The organism is Streptococcus suis (genome assembly GCF_902702775.1).
Classification (GTDB): Bacteria; Bacillota; Bacilli; order Lactobacillales; family Streptococcaceae; genus Streptococcus; species Streptococcus hashimotonensis.
Window position 1 is genome coordinate 1,216,349 of the sequence record NZ_LR738724.1, and the last position, 21,518, is coordinate 1,237,866.

General features: G+C 41.1%; 21 protein-coding genes and 1 pseudogene. 3 read left to right on the forward strand and 19 right to left on the reverse strand.

Features of this window, described 5'->3' with window-relative positions; genetic code table 11:
• Positions 1 to 30: 30 nt before the first annotated feature.
• The 3 genes and pseudogenes from GPW69_RS06005 to GPW69_RS06015 form a co-directional block, all read left to right on the forward strand.
• The gene (locus GPW69_RS06005; RefSeq protein WP_001835296.1) at positions 31 to 246 is read left to right on the forward strand and encodes a peptide-binding protein; all 216 of its coding nucleotides are present in this window, start codon (positions 31 to 33) and stop codon (positions 244 to 246) included.
• Positions 247 to 263: 17 nt separating this feature from the next.
• Complete coding sequence (locus GPW69_RS06010; RefSeq protein WP_002326825.1) at positions 264 to 536, forward strand: antitoxin; 273 nt, start codon at positions 264 to 266, stop codon at positions 534 to 536.
• Between the two features lies 1 nt (position 537).
• Positions 538 to 963 (forward strand): annotated as a pseudogene (locus GPW69_RS06015) (zeta toxin family protein); the annotation flags it as partial.
• A 326-nt stretch (positions 964 to 1,289) separates the two neighbouring features.
• Here GPW69_RS06015 and GPW69_RS06020 read toward each other — a convergent pair.
• From GPW69_RS06020 to GPW69_RS06110, 19 genes are all read right to left on the reverse strand, one after another.
• Positions 1,290 to 2,189, reverse strand: coding sequence for an AraC family transcriptional regulator (locus GPW69_RS06020; RefSeq protein WP_074391953.1), 900 nt, complete (start codon positions 2,187 to 2,189; stop codon positions 1,290 to 1,292).
• A gap of 325 nt (positions 2,190 to 2,514) precedes the next feature.
• Positions 2,515 to 3,867 (reverse strand): recombinase family protein, encoded by a 1,353-nt coding sequence (locus GPW69_RS06025; protein ID WP_171841480.1) that lies wholly within the window; start codon positions 3,865 to 3,867, stop codon positions 2,515 to 2,517.
• Positions 3,770 to 5,011 carry a recombinase family protein gene (locus GPW69_RS06030; RefSeq protein WP_074391930.1) on the reverse strand — a complete coding sequence of 414 codons (1,242 nt, stop codon included), beginning with the start codon at positions 5,009 to 5,011 and terminating at the stop codon, positions 3,770 to 3,772. The genes GPW69_RS06025 and GPW69_RS06030 overlap by 98 nt, the downstream gene beginning before the upstream one ends.
• Positions 5,012 to 5,233: 222 nt before the next feature.
• Positions 5,234 to 6,703, reverse strand: coding sequence for a LysM peptidoglycan-binding domain-containing protein (locus GPW69_RS06035; protein ID WP_074391929.1), 1,470 nt, complete (start codon positions 6,701 to 6,703; stop codon positions 5,234 to 5,236).
• 6 nt (positions 6,704 to 6,709) lie between these two features.
• The gene (locus GPW69_RS06040) at positions 6,710 to 7,105 is read right to left on the reverse strand and encodes a phage holin family protein (RefSeq protein WP_014636353.1); all 396 of its coding nucleotides are present in this window, start codon (positions 7,103 to 7,105) and stop codon (positions 6,710 to 6,712) included.
• Complete coding sequence (locus tag GPW69_RS06045) at positions 7,083 to 7,451, reverse strand: hypothetical protein (RefSeq protein WP_014636352.1); 369 nt, start codon at positions 7,449 to 7,451, stop codon at positions 7,083 to 7,085. The genes GPW69_RS06040 and GPW69_RS06045 overlap by 23 nt, the downstream gene beginning before the upstream one ends.
• 5 nt (positions 7,452 to 7,456) lie before the next feature.
• A complete protein-coding gene (locus tag GPW69_RS06050) occupies positions 7,457 to 7,663 on the reverse strand; it encodes a hypothetical protein (protein ID WP_014636351.1) in 207 nt (68 codons plus the stop codon).
• A 12-nt stretch (positions 7,664 to 7,675) separates the two neighbouring features.
• On the reverse strand, positions 7,676 to 12,157 hold the full coding sequence (locus GPW69_RS06055) for a phage tail spike protein (protein WP_074391951.1): 4,482 nt from the start codon (positions 12,155 to 12,157) through the stop codon (positions 7,676 to 7,678).
• Positions 12,157 to 12,879, reverse strand: coding sequence for a phage tail protein (locus GPW69_RS06060; RefSeq protein ID WP_024412683.1), 723 nt, complete (start codon positions 12,877 to 12,879; stop codon positions 12,157 to 12,159). Before GPW69_RS06060 ends, GPW69_RS06055 begins: the two co-directional genes overlap by 1 nt.
• Positions 12,876 to 15,734 carry a phage tail tape measure protein gene (locus tag GPW69_RS06065; protein WP_074391928.1) on the reverse strand — a complete coding sequence of 953 codons (2,859 nt, stop codon included), beginning with the start codon at positions 15,732 to 15,734 and terminating at the stop codon, positions 12,876 to 12,878. Before GPW69_RS06065 ends, GPW69_RS06060 begins: the two co-directional genes overlap by 4 nt.
• 182 nt (positions 15,735 to 15,916) lie before the next feature.
• Positions 15,917 to 16,336: a hypothetical protein gene (locus GPW69_RS06070; RefSeq protein WP_074391927.1), complete on the reverse strand. Its 420-nt coding sequence runs from the start codon at positions 16,334 to 16,336 to the stop codon at positions 15,917 to 15,919.
• Positions 16,337 to 16,347: 11 nt separating this feature from the next.
• Positions 16,348 to 16,917, reverse strand: a complete 570-nt coding sequence (locus GPW69_RS06075; RefSeq protein ID WP_018374763.1) for a major tail protein — start codon at positions 16,915 to 16,917, stop codon at positions 16,348 to 16,350.
• A gap of 1 nt (position 16,918) precedes the next feature.
• Entirely contained in the window at positions 16,919 to 17,245 is a 327-nt protein-coding gene (locus GPW69_RS06080) for a hypothetical protein (RefSeq protein ID WP_074391926.1), read from the reverse strand.
• A 6-nt stretch (positions 17,246 to 17,251) separates the two neighbouring features.
• Positions 17,252 to 17,620, reverse strand: a complete 369-nt coding sequence (locus GPW69_RS06085) for an HK97 gp10 family phage protein (RefSeq protein ID WP_074391925.1) — start codon at positions 17,618 to 17,620, stop codon at positions 17,252 to 17,254.
• On the reverse strand, positions 17,613 to 17,951 hold the full coding sequence (locus GPW69_RS06090) for a head-tail adaptor protein (protein WP_074391924.1): 339 nt from the start codon (positions 17,949 to 17,951) through the stop codon (positions 17,613 to 17,615). Before GPW69_RS06090 ends, GPW69_RS06085 begins: the two co-directional genes overlap by 8 nt.
• On the reverse strand, positions 17,951 to 18,208 hold the full coding sequence (locus GPW69_RS06095; protein ID WP_074391923.1) for a head-tail connector protein: 258 nt from the start codon (positions 18,206 to 18,208) through the stop codon (positions 17,951 to 17,953). The genes GPW69_RS06090 and GPW69_RS06095 overlap by 1 nt, the downstream gene beginning before the upstream one ends.
• Positions 18,209 to 18,210: 2 nt before the next feature.
• A complete protein-coding gene (locus GPW69_RS06100; RefSeq protein WP_029173174.1) occupies positions 18,211 to 19,416 on the reverse strand; it encodes a phage major capsid protein in 1,206 nt (401 codons plus the stop codon).
• A gap of 18 nt (positions 19,417 to 19,434) precedes the next feature.
• On the reverse strand, positions 19,435 to 20,130 hold the full coding sequence (locus GPW69_RS06105; RefSeq protein WP_074391922.1) for a head maturation protease, ClpP-related: 696 nt from the start codon (positions 20,128 to 20,130) through the stop codon (positions 19,435 to 19,437).
• Positions 20,123 to 21,406 (reverse strand): phage portal protein, encoded by a 1,284-nt coding sequence (locus tag GPW69_RS06110; RefSeq protein ID WP_074391921.1) that lies wholly within the window; start codon positions 21,404 to 21,406, stop codon positions 20,123 to 20,125. Before GPW69_RS06110 ends, GPW69_RS06105 begins: the two co-directional genes overlap by 8 nt.
• Positions 21,407 to 21,518 lie beyond the last annotated feature (112 nt).

The window sequence follows — 21,518 nt, forward strand, 5'->3', positions numbered from 1 at the left end:
ATAAGAATAAGAAGAAATAGAAAGAAGTGAGTGATTGTGGGAAATTTAGGCGCACAAAAAGCAAAACGAAATGATACACCAATCAGTGCAAAAAAAGATATAATGGGAGATAAGACGGTTCGTGTTCGTGCTGACTTACACCATATTATAAAAATTGAAACAGCAAAAAATGGCGGAAACGTAAAAGAAGTTATGGATCAAGCCTTAGAAGAATATATACGGAAATATTTACCTGATAAACTTTAAAAAGGAGTGAAAATGAAATGGCAGTTACGTATGAAAAAACATTTGAAATAGAGATCATTAACGAATTATCGGCAAGCGTTTATAATCGAGTATTAAACTATGTTTTGAACCATGAACTAGATACTAAAAATACTCGTTTACTAGAAGTGAATCTTTTAAATCAATTAGAAGTGGCACAAGAAGTTGATTTATTTCAACAACCATTTGAAGAATTACAAGCTATTCATGAGTATTGGCGGTCAATGAATCAATATTCAAAACAAATTTTGACAAAAGAGAAAGTGGCTTAACATGGCGAATATTACTGACTTCACCGAAAAGCAATTTGAAGATCGTTTAGAAAAGAATGTTGAACGACTAACTAAAAATAGACTAGCGGTTGAATCGCCAACCGCTTTTTTACTTGGTGGGCAACCAGGATCAGGTAAAACTAGTTTGCGATCGGCAATTTCCGAAGAGACACAAGGAAATGTTGTTATCATTGATAATGATACGTTCAAACAACAGCACCCTAATTTTGATGAACTAGTGAAACTTTATGAAAAAGACGTAGTAAAATACGTTACCCCTTATTCTAATCGCATGACAGAAGCGATCATAAGCCGTTTGAGAGATAAAGGGTATAATTTAGTGATTGAAGGTACAGGACGAACAACAGACGTTCCTATTCAAACCGCAACAATGCTTCAAGCCAAAGATTATGAAACAAAACGTTATAGTAATTACAGCAGCTATCACATAAAAATGGATAGTCATAATCAATTACTCCTGATTGGACCATAAAAGTTTGAAATTCCAGCATGTAACTATCGAAATTATCAACCACTTTTTCCTCTGCAATTGCTACAAATTCAACCAGTGTCTGCAATATCTTATGACCTCCAAATTGTTCTACAATTTGATTCTACCACAAAAACGCAAAAAATGCTGTAACCACAGTGGTTTCCCACTGTCGTCACAGCCTTTCTTTACTCTATAAATCTACCTCAGTTCCTTCCAGGAAGCGAACCGCGATTTCGCCTTTAAGTCCTATCGAGATATCGTTAAAAGGTATCAGATAGATTAACTGGTATTTTTTTAGCTTTAGTTATCGGAATCCAAAGCTCCATTTTATAATCTTTACTATCCATATCACCTTCATAATAATATTCAAAGTCAGGTTTTCCTGAATGAACATAACCATGCTCAGGGAAGAAAACTTCCAACGCATATTTCCATCCGTTATGAATACAATCCGGAACAGATCCTATTAATTCTACAACAGCATACTCTGCTTCTTCCACTTCCAAAACATCTAAGCCTATGCTTCTTGCTTTATCCACATCATTAACAATATAGCCTGCCATATAGCTAATTGTATTGGATTCTAAAACATCATGATTATCAAGGTTTAATATATCGTGGCAAACCCCAACAGATTCTCCTGTCCCTAATTTTGAGATTTCTTCATGGCTAACCTTAGAAAACAATTTCCCCCATATACCTGAACATAATGATGAATTGATGTTATTTTCATTGATCCCTGCAACTGTAAATGCTTTTTTCTTTTGAATTGTAATATTCATACTTCTTCCTCCTCTTACACTGAGTGATAATTGCACTCGTGATAATAATTTGAATGGTTTCCCGTTTCTTACCTCTGAAGGAGTAAATCCATGAAAATTCTTAAAAGCTGTTCCAAACGAATCCGATGACTCATATCCGAATTTGAAGGCAACATCAATAATCTTTTCGTCCGTATCTCTTAAAATAACGGCTGCTTCCGTCAATCTTCTGCTTCTTAAATATTCTGAGAGCGTTGTTTCGGTCAGAATAGAAAACAAGCGACTAAACATCGAGTACGAATATCCGGATAGCTGTGCTACTTTCTTTTCGTCAATTTCATCATCAAGAACTGTTTCAAGATAATCAATCGTATTGTTAAACGACTTGATAATATTCACTTCGATCCCCCTTTTCATTCGGTTTATTTTAGTATAGAGGAAGATTTCATTTCCTACCCTACAATATCCGTACAAGTTTTATAGGTTTTATCTCTTAGAAACTTATAGTTTGCTAAGTTCGATAAACTTAGATTTTTCATAGTCCTATTTCAGCGTAAATTTTCTCTATGAATGGTGCTTTATAAGCAATATAGCTTTCTATATCGTTTGGGTAAAATTTTGCCGATAACGATTTGATACTGTTCATTCATCATTTTACCACAAAAACGCAAAAAAGGCTGTAACCACAATGGTTTCCCCCTGTAGTTACAGCCTTTCGTTTGCTTTATAAATCTACCTCAGTTCCTTCCAGGAAACAAACGGTTATTTCACCATCAAGTCCTATCCTGATATGGTCTAGCACTCGGCACATATCTGAGGGGTTGAAGTCTATCTGCTCCTGCCTAAGCAGGTCACTCAATGCCATGCTGTAGTGCTTATCCAGTAGGCGATTCTCTGCTAAGATTTTCTCCCACTTGCCATCAAGCAAATCAATGTTCTCGCTTAGTAGCTCTAATGCCTTTAGAAAAATCTGCTCGAGTGTCGCCTCATCCAAATGGCTACTGTAACACCCTTCAACACCCTTTATGCGATAGCGGTTGTTACATTGCCAAACTTTACGTTTCCCTCGGCTGGTTGCCCAATTCTTCCGTCCAAAGGCTGACCCGCAGGCTCCGCAGAACACCTTGGTGGTAAATGGGTTGTCCTCACTCTGCATGATATAAGATTTGAGCTGATGCTCATCTCGGTAGGTTTTGCGTCTAGCCATTTCCAGTTGAACAGTCTCCCAAGTCTCCTCATCAATAATGGCCTCATGGCTATTTTCTACATAGTATTGGTTAACCTGACCGTCATTTTGAACTCGTTTCTTAGTCAGAAAATCAACTGTAAAAGTCTTTTGCAATAAGGCATCACCCTTATACTTTTCATTTTGAAGCATTTTCTGTATTGCGCTTGGATACCAATTTGCCTTTCCTGTCCAACCAGGTATTTCATTGTCATTCAAATATTTAGCTATGGACTCAGGACTATACCCATCTAAGAATTTCTCGTAAATGAATTTAACTGTTTCTGCTTGCTGCGGGTTAATGATAAGCCTACCATTATCATCCTTGTCATAACCCATGAACTTAGTGGTATTCACGCGCACCTCGCCACGTTCAAACTTCTTACGAATTCCCCACGTCGCATTCTCTGAGATAGAGCGTGACTCATCCTGTGCTAAGGAAGAAAGGATTGTAAGGAGAACTTCACCTTTGGAATCCAGGCTGTCTATATTCTCTTTCTCAAAAGTCACACCAACACCAAGTTCTTTCAGCTCTCGGACGTATTTGATACAATCAAGGGTGTTTCTGGCAAATCGACTTATCGACTTGACCAAAATCCTATCCACCTTACCAGCCCTACAATCTTGTATCAACCGGTTAAAAGCATCACGTTTTTTGGTATTGGTTGCTGAGATGCCCTCATCCGCATAGATGTCAACTAACTCATAGTCCTCGTGTTTGGAGATATAATCTCGGTAATAATTAACTTGGTTTTCATAACTTGATAGCTGTTCGTCTTGGTCGGTGGACACTCGGCAATAAGCGGCTACATTGATTTTCTTTCTGACCTGATGAGGAACACTGGTCTGCACTTTCTTGGCCGGAATAACTGTAATACTTTTCCCCATTTCTATCCCTTTCTATCACTGTAACAGTTGAGGTTATCTCCCAATTTGAAATATCTACTTCTGGCACACGCATCCCTTGACAAGCTGCTTTTCCTTCCTTAATGTATTTGGAACAGCACCAAACAATTTTTTTCTTGTAAGAAACTTGTCTCTTTAAAGTCGAACCACAATGCTGACACTTTAATAACCCCGTAAATTTATAGGTTTTGTTTCTACCTTGTTGCCATCTTCTACTGCTTAGTTTGTCCTGGACTGTTTGCCAATCCTCCATGGAAATAATAGCTTCATGATTATCCTCTATAAAGTATTGTTCGAGTTCGCCTTGGTTCAATTTTTTAGGACCATTCACACCATCATGGAAATACTTCTGCAGTAAGACTGAACCTTTGTATTTTTCATTGCTTAACATTTGACGGATCGTGGTATCATGCCATTTAGCACCTGTGACCGTCCCAACGCCCTTTTCATTTAACTGTTTGGCAATGCGATGTGTACCATTTCCTGCAAGGTAAAGTGCAAATATTTCCCTTACTATTAAGGCTTCTTCAGGATTGATAATCAACTCACCGTTTTCGTCAACATCGTATCCTAAGAATCGCTTGGTGTTAATGACCAGCTCTCCTCGTTGGAATTTCTTCTGAAAAGCCCAACGTTGATTGCCACTCATACTCCTTAACTCGTCCTCTGCAATACTCGCTAATACTGAAAGCATCACTTCCCCCTCACTTGAAAGGGTATGAATGTTTTGCTCCTCAAAGAATATGTCTACTCCTATCGCTTTCAGTTCACGACTAATTTCAAGAACTGTAACCGTGTTTCTGGCAAAGCGTGCAATTGACTTGGTATGAATAACATCAATCTTACCTCTACGACAATCTTCAATCATTGCTTGAAAATTTGGACGATTATCCTTAGAACCAGATATACCTCTGTCATGATAAACACCTATAAAATCAATATCGTCTCTATTGGAATACAGGTTTTCAAAATACTGCTTCTGATTTTCTAATGAATCTAACTGACTTCCATTGGTCGTCGAAACTCGAATGTAGGCACAGACCCTCTTCCTATGTTTTTGTCTATTGACTCTAATCTTCTTTACGGACATTTACTCTCCTTCCTATGTAATGGCACACTATATATCACTCTAAAAAGGATATTAGTCAAGTTATCAGACAAACTAATTCGACCTGATAAATTTATGCCATAGTTCATGGAATACAAATATTCCTCCTACTTTACTAGGTAGGTTTGGGAGCGATTTTTCCGCGCTTTTTGAAAAAAAGGCAAAAAAATAAAGCCTGATGTTCCCACCAGGCTTATATCTTAATTATGAAATTCTAAACCAACCAACAACTTTACCAAGTTTAACTGTTCCAGTAGAATCGTAGAGTGAGCCATCCGCCATCCATTGACGTTTCACACGACGAGTGATACCACCGCCACCAATTTCCAATTGGTCATTGATTCCGTTCTTATTATGGTCAGAATATCCATCAATATTCTGTTCCACACCATCAATACTTTTTCCATCTGAATCCATCACACAGACACCAATGTGACCATATACCAAACCAGCCGTCTGAATGACATAAAAATCACCTGCTTTAGGATTCACACCCCAAGCATCGTAGATTACTTGAAAACCATTTGATTTTGCTTTCTTCAAACAATCAATGGCGTTAGTATAGGACATATTCTTGTCCGTAAGTTCTTGAACAATCTTATCCACCAAGGCAACACACTGTCCGCCATAAGGGTTAGATGGAACAGTCACCTTTTGACCGACCTTAGATAAAGCTGACGCAACCACACGACTGGCAACACTGGTTGGAATAGCGGTTGTTGTCCTTGAAGCTGCGTTGACCTTTAGAGTTTGTCCAACTCTTAAAATATCCGTCTTCTTCAAGCCATTTAATGCAAGAAGAGCATCTACTGATAGACCAAACTTCCGAGCGATTCCATAATACGTATCGCCTTTCTGTGCTTGATAGGTCTGCTCACTATGGCCTTTAGTTGATCCTTCTACATCCTGCTCAAGCACCCATGACTTGATTCCATCAAGTAGATAAGCTCTCTTACTGTTGGACTGGTGAACATTCTTCACTTGGATGATTTTGTAGGTTCGCCCCTTGACCCAGTTGGCAATTTTCTGACCAGTCTGATAATGAGTCGCATGAGGCAACACCCTAAGACTATCACCAACAAGATAGATTGGTTTTGAAGGAGTTCCTGAACTCCCAACGGTTGAACTGGGGGGCGAGGGAACTATTGTCTTGACTTCAACTCCTGTTATAGCTGATACAAGACCTCTCGCAATGTCCTCTTTCTTGTTTTCAAAAATCTCCATATCTTGTTCATTATCAATGAAGGCAATCTCCACCAAACGGTAGGTATATCCACGGCTCGCTGCTTGGTTGGCATTATAGAGCCAATCTACCTTCTTAATACCACGATATTGAAAGTAACGTGAAAGCAGAGATAGGATTGCCATATCTTCCTTATCTGCTTCTAAGGAGGATTGAATTAAGACTTCTGTTCCTTTGGCACTACCATTAAAGGCATTGAAGTGCAATTCAGTAATCGAGTCGTATCCCTTACCAATACTAGTAATACTCCGATAATCATAAACATTTTGTTCGGTAATAAAATCAATCTGTTGTCCACTGTACTTAGCCATTAACTTGGCTAATTCACGAACCTTTCCTGCTTCTGTGATGCCTAGTTTGGCATTCACTGCTCCAGGATCATAGCCTGTTCGCCCCTGTCCATGACCACAAATGACTAGATGTTTTCCCATATCTTCTCACCTCTCGTTGATTTGTTTTAAAATTGCTTGTAGTTTCTCAGGTATTGGTAGACCAATTCGAACGGTATTTTCTAGGATACTTAACCCCTCATTACTGAGATAAAAGAAAATGACCATGGTTCGAATTGTTCCACCCTGCTTGATAATAGCTGTATCAATCAGATGACCTAATGAAACCAAAAATAAAATGGCTATCTTTTTAAAGATGCCACGAAAACCGATACTACTCGACAACTGTTTCTCTACAACTGCCGCAAAAATTCCTGTTAGATAGTCAATAATAATGAAGACCAGTAGAGCATATAGGATGCCATCCAACTCTCCAAATAGACTACCAATCAAGCCTCCAATCATGGAAAATAAAATCTTATTAAGTGTTAACAATTCCTTCATCGGTCACCTCACTTTCTACTGAACCCTCCTGCACAATGGTAGGGTCTGACCAATCTGGTTGACCGTTCTCATCAAACCGCATCAGATAGAAACAATCATGGAACAAATCAGAAAGGTTCAGTGTTAATGTGGTACTGCCCCACTGATTAAATGCCCAAACTGTTTCAGTTGTAATCAACTGCCGCTTTCCATTCTTAATGGCAGGTCGCCTTACTTCTTCAAGATACATGTAAAAATCCTGCTCTGCGGTCCTACAACGTATGAACTCTCCATTCTTACGCATGTAAGCGAGAGCTGTTTCCAAATCAAATGGTTCTGTTACTTTGTCAATATTGAGAAGTGCCATGATAACTATTCTCCTTTCCCTTCTTCAGGTTTTGTCTGAACTTCTAACAACTCAGTCAATTCCTGTTTTTCTTTCCGCAATTGACTAAGTTCCTCATCCCTTTCCACCAATTGGATGGCAATGAGGTTCTTAGCGGTAATTTCATCAGATAGCTTTGTGACAAGCTCCTGAATAGTTAGTTTTAGTGATTGGTTGATTTGTTCTAGATTCATCTGTGAACTCCTTTATTTAATCGTATCCCATGTCAAGATGACGTCACCTCGACCAGTGATGTTTACTAAGTGTTTAAAATTGTGATTGAATTGATGAAGTACGTCCTTCAAGCTGACATAGCTTGTACTGTTTCGATAGATGCGGATATCTCCGATATTCAAAATTGAACTTGGTCGGTCAGAAGCTTTATAGGCATCAATACTCAGTCGGTTAGGCAACGTTACTATTTCCCAGCCATCTGGATTGGTATATAGAGCACTAGCTAAACGTACCTTATCGCCTACCACATCAATTTGGTCGGTATCTGTACCGTTCCACGCTCGAATTCCTACAAAGCCACCGTCATTGGCATTCCAGTTGTTCCATCGATTAGAACCGATAATGGTTACACCACATGGCTTACCGTTTGAGGTACCTGTTTCAAATGAAACCCATTGGTGAGGATAGCCACTAACCTCACGAGAAATGGATGGAGAGTTTGTAAAGAACTTGATGTTTCCAAGTGACAGATTGATTTTCATGGCTCCGTTGATTGCTGACAAGATACCACCAGAAATTTTGTTGGCAGATAGGGTTACTGACTGCACTTGGGTTATAAAGGCTGATTTGGCAAACAACTGCTTGAGATAGGCTTCTGTAGCCATAAACTTGGTAAAGAATGCTTGGTCAACCTTTAGTTTATCCGCGGTGATTGCTTCTGCTCCAATTCGAGCTGCAGAGATAATACCTGTCGTAATCTTGCCTGCATCAAGACTGGCAATCTTACCACTCGCAATGACACCATCTTGGATATAGGTAGTGCCTGTAATTTGGACGAGTTTTCCATCGATTTTGACCGTCCCATCCTTATTGAGATTAAGTTGGCTCAAAACTGTGCCTGCACTGGTCAGATTTCGAACCGACCACGCCCCTGCAAGAGTTGAAACTTGAGTTTGAATGGCATTGACGGCAGCCGTTGTCGCTCGACTTGTTTCTAGATTGCCAACTCGTGTCACAATCCCAGTAGCCGTTTGAACAACCTGACTGATTTGATTGGTGTGATCTCCAATTGTTCGAGTGTGACTGCTTACAGTATCCCGCACTTCATGAAATGCGGTTAAAGTCGTAAAGTCTTCTAACGATGGTGTCCAATAGTCTGGAAAGATATCACCAGTTGAAACCATTAAGGCTCTCACATGGAACTTACCAGTTTTAACTCCATCGATTCTGACTTGAAGTTCAAAACCTTTAGAGTGTTGGTACATCTCTTGAGTGACGGTAGCGGTCAATTTTATCAAGCGATAGTTGTTACCTGTTGTCAGATTACTGCTCCACTTATTGTAGAAAGGGTGATACAAATTCCAGTTGGTCCATGTCCAAGAATTTTGATTATCTAAGATTGGACCTTGGAGTTTCATAGAACGAGTCGTCACCGCAGGGTCAAATGTAATCTCATCCGCTGAGACATGAACATATAAATGAACTTTTGATCCAACATAGATACCACTACTATCTCCAAATTGAACTCTTCCTAATGATGCTATCCAGTTACTATTGGCATTTATCGTCTGATAAGCACTCCATCTATCCGAAGTACCAGCTATCAAGTTGCGATGCGAAACTGAGGTAGGGATTCTACTTTCCGTTTGACTGATTCGCTGGGTAAAACTATCAGAGGTGGTTCTAACCAAATTCTGCACACTAGTTGTCGTCGCATAGGGTTGGAGAGAACTGCTGGTTAGATAGCCACGACCAGTAATATTGGAATCGACCTGTGACTTGGTTTGGTAACCTTTTGAGTTAATAGCTGATTCAACTTGTGTACTTGTTAGTCGTTGTTCAATTTGCCCAGCCTGTGTACGTATAGTGGATTCTGCACTTGCTACTCGACCAGTCAATTTATTAAAATCCGTCTTTGCGACTTTCTGTGAGATGGCATCAGTGGCAACAGTTAGCTCAGACTTAGTCTGACTAATCATTGTCGCATTGCTAGTTGCTTTTGAAAGGGCGGTTTCTGCCGTAGATTTCACACCGTCCACAAAAGTCTTGTCCGCTTTAAGTAAAATGGACTGGGACGTCTGATTAATACTTGTCGTATGATTCTCAACTGTACTCTTGAGATTGTCATAGTCCGTTTTTGATACTTTACTAGCCACATCACCCAACAATTGCCTGATTTGGGTTTCAGCATTCATCATTTTATTCTCAGTATGAATGACCTTTGTAGACAGTTGAGTTTGTCCCTCAGCTGTCTGAGTAATTAGCGTTCTGGTTTGGCTAAGATCTGTGATTAAGTCCTCAGGAGCAGGTGACCAGTCTGTAGGCATAGAAGAAAGTTCAAACTTTGGTCTTCCAGCTAAGGCATTTCCTCTGACTTGCACAAAAAGATTGAGCTTTGCTACACTAACAACCGATACACCATCAGGAATACGAACCGTTCGGTATATCCGCTCGCGAGGTTGGGTTGCTGAAACAACTTTATAGCAGTTTAGATAGAGAGGATTGCCATTGGATAAAGTCAAGCGTAGCTCGCAGCCTATCCTAGACTGTCCCCTTTCATCAGGCGACAGATTTTCCCCCTTTATATCAACGCTGATCGTCACAAACTTCCCTGCCTGAGCATAGTCGATAAAGTCCGAAGCACTATCCAGAAACTTACTCCCGGATGTAATATAAGTATCACTTTTTAGTATGTAATTTCGACCACCAAAATCAACTGGAATCTTAGCTATGGTCTCTCGAATCTCAGTCGTTATCCGATTCCCCAATTGCGTAATAGACGACTCGGCAGTTTCGATTCTCTGTTTTGCTTGGTTAAAATCACTGGTTTTAACACGCTGGGAAATTTGGTCTGCTTGCACTTGAATCATGGATTCTGCACCGGTTACTCGACCAGTCAGACTATCTACAAGTTGCTTACTCGCAAGAAGTTTTATTTCCTCCTTGGTTTGCGAGAGATTGGTACTGACAGTTGCCAACTGTCCACTCAACAGTGATTTTGCTACATCAACCAATCGACTAGCTTCAGAGATAGCTTGTGATTTTGCTGTCGCAATTTTGGACTCTATCTGACTACGCTCCGTTACAGTCAAGCGGTTAGCTTCTTGAATGGCATCAAGCTTGGCTTGTTCTGCCCTCCTGATGGCTTCAGTCGCCCCAGTTTGAGCCTGTTCTGCTTTTTGTTTGGCTTCTGTAGCTAGGTTGGTGTTAATCCCAGCCTTTGCCAATAAATCACGAGTTGTGCGTTGCTGCTCCTCTTCCTGTTGTCGCATCTGTTGGTGAATAATAGAAAGTTCACTATCAATTCTAGCCTTTAATCGATCCGCATAGACCTCACCATGACTTTGAGCCTGTTCGATAGCGTTATCAATGGCTACTTGACGTTTCTCAAATTCCGCATCAAAGGCTCTATTGGCATTCTCAAGAGCAATTTCAACGGCAACATCCTCACTCCGCTTATTCCCATCAAGTAGATTATTTGCTAGTGTACTTAAGCTACCGCCAGTTTTACCTGTTCCGATACTTGCCTTATCATCAAATGTGATAGAGCGGTAATTCTTAGCTAAAGGATCATAATCATAGGCGATGGCTTTCTTCCTCACATCAATCCCGTGTAGCTTGCTTTTTAAAGTCACTGTATCGCCTAGATGAACCGTTTGACCATCTAACTCAAATGCCTCAATGATGATGGCATCTTTTGGTTTATCAATTCCCTCTAAGCGAAACTTGCTACTAGCCCACTCTATTAACTCTTGACGAGTTCTGACGCTATTATTTGTATAGGTCACTTCATTGATGAAAGGATAGAAGTTAATCAACGGACTATCTACAGTGACTTGAAGTACAGTCTCCCTATCCTCCCCCTCTTGTTTGAAACTTGAAGTGGCATGGATACGAGTGATAACCTGTGAACTTTCTTTGGTTCGTTGATACTTTTTCAAATTGTAGTGAGTAGAGATAACAACTCCACGGTCTTGTCCTCGCTCACTTTTAATTGATAGGGCAAGGTTATCTCGAACCAATTCTCCCTCCCAAGTTCCAAGGATAGAGTGTTTACCATCCAGTAGTGTGGAGTAAAGCGTCTGTTCCTTGTCTGTTGTATAGGTTCTGTTCTTGACAATATCACTTGTAAAAGAAAAATCTCCCAGTGGAGACTTGCTCGCCATGACTAGAGAAGAGAGAGCTGTTGCACAGGCAACTTGTTCACAAGAAAAAGGAGAAACAATTCTAGTCATGACATCATCTGAAATATGATAAGCTGTCACTTCTAGAGTTGAATCACCTTCAATAATTTTCTTGATTCGAAACAACTGGTGTCCTAATACTGGTACTGGACTTCGAACCAAATAATCCTCTTTAACCTCACGATACAAACCACTATCCGTAATTGGATAGGTAAAGGTCAAAACAAAATCCCCATTCAAGGTTTCCTTGACACTTGCCTTAATGGTTTCAGGAAGTGGTTTTCCATGCCATTTTGCCGTTCGAACAGTTTTGTCCAATAATGATAACACTAAGCCCACCCCCAATTCATTTCTATTGTTAATGATGTGATGCCAGCACCTAAGACAACTCCAACCGAGTCATTTCTGGCCGCATCAATGGAAATAAAATCGCCAGACCATTTTACAGGCTGACCTCTCTGTGTCTTAAAACTTGGCTGACTAGGATTATTATCCATAATGAGTGTTTCTTGTAATCGCTCCAAGCGTATGACATCATCCCCAATCGTAAAGCTAGTTTCACTAGTCGAGTTGCCACTTATGGTAATCTTCGGAAAAGCAATGGCTGAACCTTGACTTCTCAAAGTACCACTAGTCCTAAACACCTGCGAGGTCGTCGTTTTGAACCACTTGGTTGGGTGACAAGAAAATGTAACCTTAAACTCATACACCCCCAGCTTATCCTTTTGAACTGGAGTATGGTGTACCTTGTAACACCAAAAGCGTATGGTCTTGAAACTAGCGTTCTCAAGCCAAAATCCTTCTTTCAAAAATAGCTTCAAAAAGGATAATAACTGTTCTTCACTAGGTTTTACAAGATAGAGGGTGTAGATCAGTTCCATGACACTTCTGCGAGGATTGGTTTGAAGAACCGCTCCTGACAGGCCTTGGTGTTCTATCAATTGCGTCTTACTTTCACTTACTGTGATTGAAGGACTATCTTCCACGATTACCTTAAAAGGAAAAGAACTCGTGGACACTCCACCAATGGTTAATGCATTATGTCTAATCATGGTTTCACTCCTCTCAATCCTTGCTGACGTTCTAATTCATATACTAGTTTCTCTCCAACCATCTCCGCTAGTCGATGAAGGTCAGTCTCTTCTCTTACTGTGTTACCTGTAATAGTGATGTGAATGGTCGGTAGATTGCTTGTCATGGTCTTTGCAATTCCTCGACCAATTGCACCTAACGTTTGTTCATTCAATGGCAAGACTGCTTCTTTTCCAGCCTCACCACCTACCATTAGGCTATTGCCGTTTACTCCAAATGCGGTTGGTTTGGTTAAAATTCCTCCTTTGGCATACCAATCTATAGAAATTCTTGGAATTCCGCCCTTCAACCAATCGAGTGGATTGGCTGAACCTGATACTCGAAAATGAGGAAGGGGAATATGTGGCCATCTGATTTGGAAGTTAAAAAGATTTTTAATGGCATTGATGGCATTACTCACGGCATCTCTTGCACCATTGATAGCACTTGAAATGGTATTTTTCACACCGTTCCAAACAGATGAAACTGTATTGGATATCCCATTCAGAATGTTGGATACGGTATTACTGATACCATTCCATATGGTTGATACTGTTGAACCAATCGCAGACAGGACACTAGAAATTATCGACTGAATAGCTGACCAGATTGATGAAATGACAGAACTAATGGCAGATAGTACATTTGAGATGGTATTCTTGATGCCTGTCCAAGCAGTTGAGATGTACTGGGTGATAAAATTGAGGGCTAAGGAAATAAGGGACTTGATGCCCTCCCATGCCATCGACAAGACCTGTTTGATGCTTTCCCAAGCGCCAGTCCAATCACCAGTGATAGCCTGCATGACTGCCTTGATGATACCAAGTACCACATTGATAGCAGTCTCGACCACAATCTTTATCATATCCCAAGCGGCTACGATGATGAGTTTGATATTCTCCCAACTTGCTTGGATGAGCGGTCCAAGAATAGTCATCACCGTTTGAATAACCGTAGTGATAGCATTCCATACCGTGGTTGCAGCATTTAGAATCAATTGCTGGTTTTCAGTCCACCATGTGGTTAGCGTTCCCCAGATGGACATAACAAAACTAGAAATCTGCTGGATGATCATGGACAGAAAGGCATAGATACTATTCCAGATTTCCGTCACAGCCGTTCGAAAGCCTTCGTGATTCGTCCAGAGTTCTTTTAACCCAACAATCAGCAAGGTAATGGCAGCTACAATACCAACAATAATCCCCACAATCGGCAAAAATGCCGTTATCATTCCAACAACGGTTGTCCCCATAGCAGCTGCCGCAACCTGTAAGCCCAAGAAAACAGGAAGTAACATCCCTACCACGGCTAAAATACCTGTGAAGATAATGACGACTTCCTTGATGGGACTGGATAAGTTGGTAAACCAAGTCGCTAGTTGACTAACAATGTCTGCCAAACTTTGAAAGACTGGAATAAGCATCTCCAGAATCGGTTGACCGATTGCTGCTAGAGCATTAGTTCCAGACTGTCTTAAGTTACCCAGAACGTTTTCCAGTCCGTCTGATTCCCTTGCAGCTTGTCCCAAGGCTCCAGAGAGTTCATTGCCGTCCTCTACCATTTGAAGGAGGGTTAACTGCTTCTGAGCTTCTGATAGTTCATTGAAGGACTTTCCATAGAGTTTGTTCGCCGCTGCATTACGAGTGGTTTCTGTCGCAGAAATGCCTAGAGCTGCGTCATTTTCATAGTTTCCTTTGAGGAAGGACTGTAGGTTTTCGGTGACTTCTTCGATGGATTTGTCGTAAAATGCTGCCCCATCAGCCGCTGCTCTGGTGGCACGAGTGGTCAGATCCAAAGCTTGAGCCGTATCCATCCCAGAGGTTTTGGCAAAGGAAGCCATTTGAGTGAAGGAGCCTTGAAGACGCTCTGGAACAATGTCCATCTCTTCCCCAATCTTATTGAGGGCAACCTTAGCAGCATTCTCCATATCCCCAAATACGGTAGAGAATTGGGCATTGCTGGCTTGAAGTTGAGCTGCCGCAGACATGGACTCTGTTCCGACTTCGAAGATTTTCTGAGAGATGTCTGCTAGCTTCTCACTGGTCGCTTGAAGTGCCTCAGCCCGAATGGTGTCAGACATGGCTTTCATGCCATCCTGAGCACCATCGGCAGAGGATTTGGTCTCATCCATCTCATTGTTCAGGTTATTGAGTGCGGTCTTTGCTTGGTTCAACTCAGCTTCCATCTTATTGGCTTCAATGGAATTCTCACCATATTCACTCTTTGTCAGGGCTAGTTGCTTTTCGAGATTGGAAATTTGTTTAGAAACAATTTCTGACTGTGCTCCAATCTTTTGTTGGGCTATGGCATTGCGTTCTGCTTCGGAACTATTGGATGACAAAGCACTTTCTTGTAACTCAAATTGAGACGTGACCTTGTTCATCTCACTTGCTAGCTGCCCCTGCTCCACTTGGAGTTTATCTAATTGGTGAGCCGCTGAACTACTAGCTCGACCGTGATTCTCAAGTGTTGATGATACATCAGCTAACTTAGTTTCATAGGACGTTAACAGCCTTTGAGTAGTTTCCACCTCACGTTGAAAGGCACGGTACTGGTCTGCCCCAATATCCCCAGCCTTAAATTGAGCTTCCACCTGTGATTGGGCTTGACGGAGCGTTGACAATTTTTCTTTGGTTGTCTCGACTTGTTTTGCCAAGACTTCCTGCTTTTGCGTCAGAAGAGTGACATTGCCAGTATCAAACTTGAGAGCCTTATCAATCTGTCTTAGTTCTTTGGAAGCTTCAGATGCTTGTTTGTTTACACCCTTAAGTGCATCTTGTAAGGGTTGGGTATCGCCACCAATTTCAATCGTAATTCCCTTGATGTTTCCAGCCATAGACCCTCCTTTCTACCATCAGAAATTATCAAAATCAGCTTGAGTTGCCCGGCGTGTTTGAGAAGTTTCTCGAGTACGCATCTCCACATAGTCCGTTTGGTAGTCAAGTGCCATCCCAATAGAGATATGTTTTAAATCGTCAATGGTCAGACCAGTCTCCTTACAACAGGAGAAATAACTCTCTACTGTGAAGATTTCTTCACTCGCTGTTTCTGTTTCATCTGCTTTTTTCTGGTTGACATCCCTTGGTTCAACATATTCATCAAGACAGGGGCTACATCCTGCACTGGAAATTCTTCCATCTCCATATAAAAATCCACAAATGGTTTCACTCGTGGATTGGCTGACTTCGCAAAGACCCAAAAGATTCGATGGAAAAATGTCATATCGAAATCAGATAAGATAGACACATCAACCTGACTTGCCTTGAGTTCTTCCCCTTCCTCCAGCTGGTCTAGCTTATCCAAGATAGCTTGACTATTGACCATAGAAAAGAGATCCTGAAAATAGTCCTTACCAAACTGCTCTTTATAAGCGATTGGGGTATAGGCATTGGTTGCTAACTCGTAGGTCGTGCCTGCTATGGTAATACTTTCTCTCATTGCCTTCTCCCTTACTTACGAGGCTCAAAAACTGCCTTGAACCAGTTTTCACGAATCTCATCGCTCGTTTCCTCTGTTGTTCGTCGACGTACAACCTTATCAAGTGGGCGAGGACTGGCAGTAAAGGTCAACTCTACCTCATTGATATCTGAACCAGACTTGGTTTTTGAACCAACAGTCGGACGAGATGCGTAACAATAATACAAAACGTGTAATGTTTCTTTTTTATCCCCTTCAAAACGGAACATCAACGCAAAATTTTTCTTTTCGCTGTTTGCGATCTCTGAAATGGTGTTCGTCGTCGCATCCAACTGTTCTCCAAGGACTCGTGTCAAAAATTCCTGCGTTAGAAGGGCAACTTTTAGTGTTCCCTCATAGCCATCATTTGACTCTGTTGTATAAAAATTGATATTGTCTGCCTTATAAGAACCCTTATCTCCTGTTGGTTCGAGGGTTAATTCTGCAGCACCACGAAGTCGTTCTACATTGCCGTATGTCAACGTACCATCAGAACCTTCGCTTGTAACTTCTGCCCAATGGACATCTTGTAGTCCAAAGGTGACCTTATTCTTTTCAGCCATATTATCCTCCATGTAATGTGATGTAATAGGTTATTTGGTAGAGTTTCTCTGATGAGATATAGGTCTCTACTTTTTCAAAATAAATAAGGTGGCTGTCAAATAATGACTCCACCTTTTGTTCAATTGCTAAATCTTTCTTAGTGGTATAGAGTTCCACTAGCAGGTTAGTCTGCTTATGATAAGACCAATTGTCTGCACCATGATTTTCTGAATCAGTCACCAAATATACTAGATACGGTGGTCTTGGACGACTCCCTTCTTCAAAATGATGGTAGGCGAGTGGGAGCTGTAATTCTTTGAGAATGGAGTACATTTCACTCAGTAACATGTCCTATCACACTCGCTTTCTCAGCTTTTCTTCTAAGGATTGTATCGCTTGTTTCTCAACGGGAGCGATATGCTTTATCCCCTCAACTCGCCCACCAGAGCTTTTGGCATGACCATTTTCTAAGAGATGTGTCAGACCTGGCGTTCGATTATGAATGGTCTTGGTTAGTCCTGTACTGGTATCAATCGTCGCTTTACTCTTCCACCCTTTGGCATAAGAACCACTCTTTCTAGGAGACGTTGCTTTCAAGGTTACGATGGATTCCTGGGTGACTTCCTCTACAACTTCACGCATCACCTCTGTTGTATCCTCTACAAATTCCGCCAGCTCATATGTGATGGCAGTTTCTAGTGAATCTAGTTCAACTCTAGTCATAACTATTCTCCCTAATGGCGACGATGTAAATCAGTTGACGTCGCACTGTATCTCCATCAATAGACTCAATCTCATAGGTTTGACCACGAAATTGAATGTGAGTCGTTAAGGAATGAAGTCCAAGAATTGCCTTTTCATACCTGAGGGTGAACTGGACTTTCTCTTGTTCCAGTTTCGTCACACTCCCATCCCTTTCGGTCAAGGTGAGAGGACGACAAGAGCACCACCGGTCAAATAAAGGTATCCATGTCGAAGTTTCATTGCCAATCTCATCTTGAACAATCTGTCGAATCTGAAATGACAAGCGTTCCCTCAACGGTGCAATCTTCATCAGAACACATCCTTTCGTTCGGCCAACAACAAATGATAGAGTGTCTCTTTCAACTCCTTATGATTGGCATCTTCTCTGTGTTCATAAAGATAGGCAACCCCATAAAGGATTGCCGTCTTTAGAACGTCTGAATAAATTGATTGTCGCAAAATATCTTCGCAGAGTTGTTGACTGGTTTCAAGCAACTGCCCAATCAGTCCATCCTCATCATCGTGTTCCACTTTGAGATACTGTTTTGCTTCTACTAAACTAACCATGACTACTTAGCCTTTACTGTTAGTGTCTTCACGGCTTCAGGTAGGACTAACTTACCGTCAACACGTTGTGAAGCAAGAAAACCAATCTGTCCATTATTGGCATAGAGTTCATTCAGACGTTTAAAGGTACGACCTTGACGGTCCGCAATCCAATAATATGAGAAATCACCAAATGCAATGGCCTTGTTTCCTGCTTCAGGAAGTGGGGCAAAGGTTGAGGTATAATATGGACGATTTAGAATCAAATCTGGTTGTCCAGCTTGAGTGGATGGCTGCCAAATGTAATTGCCATTATTATCTTTGAGTTTACGGATAGCTTTGACAGTCGTATCATGTAAAATCCAAACTGCGTTCTTACGATAGGGTGCTGGTAGAGAATGATACAGTTCAATCATGTCATCAAAGGTAATATCCTTTGTAGCAGTCGTTGGACCTGTAACTTCTGCCTGAGTAAAGATACCTGTCGGTTTCTTAGAACCATCCCCAATCAAGAATGCCTTTTCTTCTTCCGTACCAATTCGACGAGCAAATTCAGCTGTCATATAGGATTCAAGGTCAAAGACTGAATCGTTTAGCAACTCTTCTGAAATGCGAATGGCAGTACCAATCTTATGAGAGTCGAGTGTCACTTGACCAAAGGTTTCTTCTGTTTCTGGATATAAACCATTTTCATCCATCCATGAGGCTGAACCATGTCCTGTCACAACAGGAATCTTACGCTCACCACTAGATGTTTTGATAACAGTCGCAAGGCTACGGAAGAAATTCTCTTCTTGTAATCCTTGAACTAGTTTCTTCTCATACTCATCAGGAACCAGATGACCACCTTCGGTATCTTCCCCAACTCGAAGGACATCTTTGACATCAAAGAAGTGACGCTTACGAACACTTGTCCAAAAAGTCTTGGCATAGCTATCTGAAGCGACACCTTTCTTTTCCTCTTCAGTAGTCTTGTCATTCAAAACTGTAGTGGGTTGCCCAATTAAAGCCTGTGAGGCTGGTTGAGCAAGTTCAAGGTCAATCTTTTCTTGTCGCTCCAATCGAGCAATCTCTTGATTGTAGAGGTTGATTTTTGCTTCCATATCATCATAGCGTTTGGAATCTTCCTCAGATACAAGTCCATCTTCTGTTCGAACAGAATCAAGGAAGGTTTTTGCTTGTTGCCAAGCTTGGTTACGTTTTTCTTTCAATTCAAGTAATGTAGACATCAGTTCATTTTCCTTTCGTTATTTGAGCAAATTCAATCGTTTTTCCAACAGATTGATTGGGATTGTTTTCTTTGGTTGTTGGACTTCAAGTTTCGCCTGCATTTTGACAAGTAAATCTTGTTGGGCAGCAGTTCGACTGAAAGAATAACTCTCAGTCTCCATTCCATGTTCCTCTTGTTTGTCAAAGAGAATCTTATCCGCAAAGCCCAGTTCAACAGCCTTTTTGGCATTGAACCACGACTCCGAATCCATTAGATGCGAAAGCTTAGTTCTTGACAGTCCTGTTCTTAGTTCATAGGCATTGATGATGGATTCCTTAATCTCTCCCAACATTTCAATGACCTTCTGCATATCCTTGGCTTCACCTTGTGCGACTGTCCAAGGATTGTGAATCATCATCATGGCAACTGGACTCATAGAAACCGTTGTACCTGCCATGGCAATGACACTAGCAGCACTTGCGGCTAAGCCATCAATTACGACATGGACATCACCTTTGTAATCCATCAACATGTTATAGATTTGAGCCGCCGCAAAAACATCACCCCCTGGACTATTAATCCAGAGGGTGATGTCTCCACTTCCTGCATGTAAATCATTTTTAAATACTTGTGGCGTGACTTCATCGCCAAACCACGTCTCATCAGCAATCTGTCCTTCAATACGAAGTGTTCGACCACTATCATCTTCTGTAAAATTCCAAAACTTATGCATCCATATCCTCCTCATATTGAGTTTCTTGTTCTAACGTTGCTTGTTTCATAAAGCCACCCGCATCCTTCAGTTTCGTCATGTTTCCATTTATCAAGTAGAGATTGCCTCCTTCCTCATCTGAAAGGAGATTCAAGTCCTCAAGTTCACGAATATCATTTGTCGATAGCCAGCCATTTTGTCTCCCAATCGCATAACCATTCATTCGACTCTGATAGTCACCACGAAGAAGACCATCTACATTTAACTTCACAAAGTAGGTTTTCTTTTCTTCGGGTAAAAAAAGAGACCTCTTGAAAGCCTGTTCGAGACGAACTACCCAAGGGTCTAAGGTATATTTAACAAATTCTAGAGATTGTTGCTCAATGTTTGAAAATGAGGATTTCTCCAAGTCGCCAACCATATGAGGTGGAATGCGGTAGAGCCTTGCAATTTCATTGATTTGGAATTTTCTAGTTTGGAGAAACTGGGCTTCTTCAGGTGGAATACCTACTTGAGTGTATTTCATCCCTTCCTCAAGAACTGCCACTTTATGGGCATTGGTTACCCCATTATAGACTGCATTCCATGAATCTCTCACTCGTTTGGGATCCTTGAGAATACCTGGATGTTCCAAAACACCTCCAGGATTTGCACCATTTTTAAAGAATGAAGCTCCATAGTTTTCCGTAGCTAAGGTCATACCGATAGCATTTTTTGCAAGGGCAATTGGAGAATAGCCAATCAATCCATCAAAACCCAGACCAGGAACGTGGAGAACATCTTCTGCTCTCAAAATAGCATCACCCTTTTCCTTAAAGTTAGGATTTTCTTCTGACTGACGCTTGTATTTGTAATAGAGCTTACCACTCTCATCTCGATGTACTGACATCTTATCTGGTAAAAGTGGGTAAAGACTAATTACCTGTCCACTCCTATCTCGGATAATCTGGACATAGGCATTGCCCCATATCAATAGATGGGTCATCAAGGTTTCTCTAAAGACAAAGGATGACATCTCAGGGTTAGGTTCATCATGCAAGAGAAAATAAAGGGGATGTTCCACCTTCTTCTCCTTTCCAGTTGCCGTTCTCTCATATACATGAATGGGTAATGAAGCAACTGCTTCAGCTAAGATACGGACACAAGCATAAACAGCTGTCGTCTGCATAGCTTTAAACTCATCCACATTCTCCCCACTGGTCGTTCGTCCAAACAGATATGAAAAGTCCTGACCTTCATAACTATTATGTGGTTTATCTCTAGCACGCTTACGTCCCAGTAAATCTAGTAGTCCCATACTTCCTCCTTTTGAGTACGAAAAAAGCACCTCAATTGAAGTGCTTATCGTTTATTCTTAGATGGTTTTCATCTTTCCTTCTTCAAGAAGATACCAAGTTCAATCACTTTCT

Excerpts from the sequence above, each read along its gene's own strand:
- GPW69_RS06095 (WP_074391923.1), bottom strand. The coding sequence starts at position 18,208 with ATGGTTAGTTTAGTAGAAGCAAAACAGTATCTCAAAGTGGAACACGAT.
- GPW69_RS06050 (WP_014636351.1), bottom strand. The coding sequence starts at position 7,663 with ATGAATCTAGAACAAATCAACCAATCACTAAAACTAACTATTCAGGAG.
- GPW69_RS06040 (WP_014636353.1), bottom strand. The coding sequence starts at position 7,105 with ATGAAGGAATTGTTAACACTTAATAAGATTTTATTTTCCATGATTGGA.
- GPW69_RS06080 (WP_074391926.1), bottom strand. The coding sequence starts at position 17,245 with ATGTTACTGAGTGAAATGTACTCCATTCTCAAAGAATTACAGCTCCCA.
- GPW69_RS06085 (WP_074391925.1), bottom strand. The coding sequence starts at position 17,620 with ATGACTAGAGTTGAACTAGATTCACTAGAAACTGCCATCACATATGAG.
- GPW69_RS06090 (WP_074391924.1), bottom strand. The coding sequence starts at position 17,951 with ATGAAGATTGCACCGTTGAGGGAACGCTTGTCATTTCAGATTCGACAG.
- GPW69_RS06060 (WP_024412683.1), bottom strand. The coding sequence starts at position 12,879 with ATGATTAGACATAATGCATTAACCATTGGTGGAGTGTCCACGAGTTCT.
- GPW69_RS06045 (WP_014636352.1), bottom strand. The coding sequence starts at position 7,451 with ATGGCACTTCTCAATATTGACAAAGTAACAGAACCATTTGATTTGGAA.
- GPW69_RS06065 (WP_074391928.1), bottom strand. The coding sequence starts at position 15,734 with ATGGCTGGAAACATCAAGGGAATTACGATTGAAATTGGTGGCGATACC.
- GPW69_RS06110 (WP_074391921.1), bottom strand. The coding sequence starts at position 21,406 with ATGGGACTACTAGATTTACTGGGACGTAAGCGTGCTAGAGATAAACCA.
- GPW69_RS06075 (WP_018374763.1), bottom strand. The coding sequence starts at position 16,917 with ATGGCTGAAAAGAATAAGGTCACCTTTGGACTACAAGATGTCCATTGG.
- GPW69_RS06035 (WP_074391929.1), bottom strand. The coding sequence starts at position 6,703 with ATGGGAAAACATCTAGTCATTTGTGGTCATGGACAGGGGCGAACAGGC.
- GPW69_RS06105 (WP_074391922.1), bottom strand. The coding sequence starts at position 20,130 with ATGCATAAGTTTTGGAATTTTACAGAAGATGATAGTGGTCGAACACTT.
- GPW69_RS06100 (WP_029173174.1), bottom strand. The coding sequence starts at position 19,416 with ATGTCTACATTACTTGAATTGAAAGAAAAACGTAACCAAGCTTGGCAA.
- GPW69_RS06010 (WP_002326825.1), top strand. The coding sequence starts at position 264 with ATGGCAGTTACGTATGAAAAAACATTTGAAATAGAGATCATTAACGAA.
- GPW69_RS06030 (WP_074391930.1), bottom strand. The coding sequence starts at position 5,011 with ATGTCCGTAAAGAAGATTAGAGTCAATAGACAAAAACATAGGAAGAGG.
- GPW69_RS06070 (WP_074391927.1), bottom strand. The coding sequence starts at position 16,336 with ATGAGAGAAAGTATTACCATAGCAGGCACGACCTACGAGTTAGCAACC.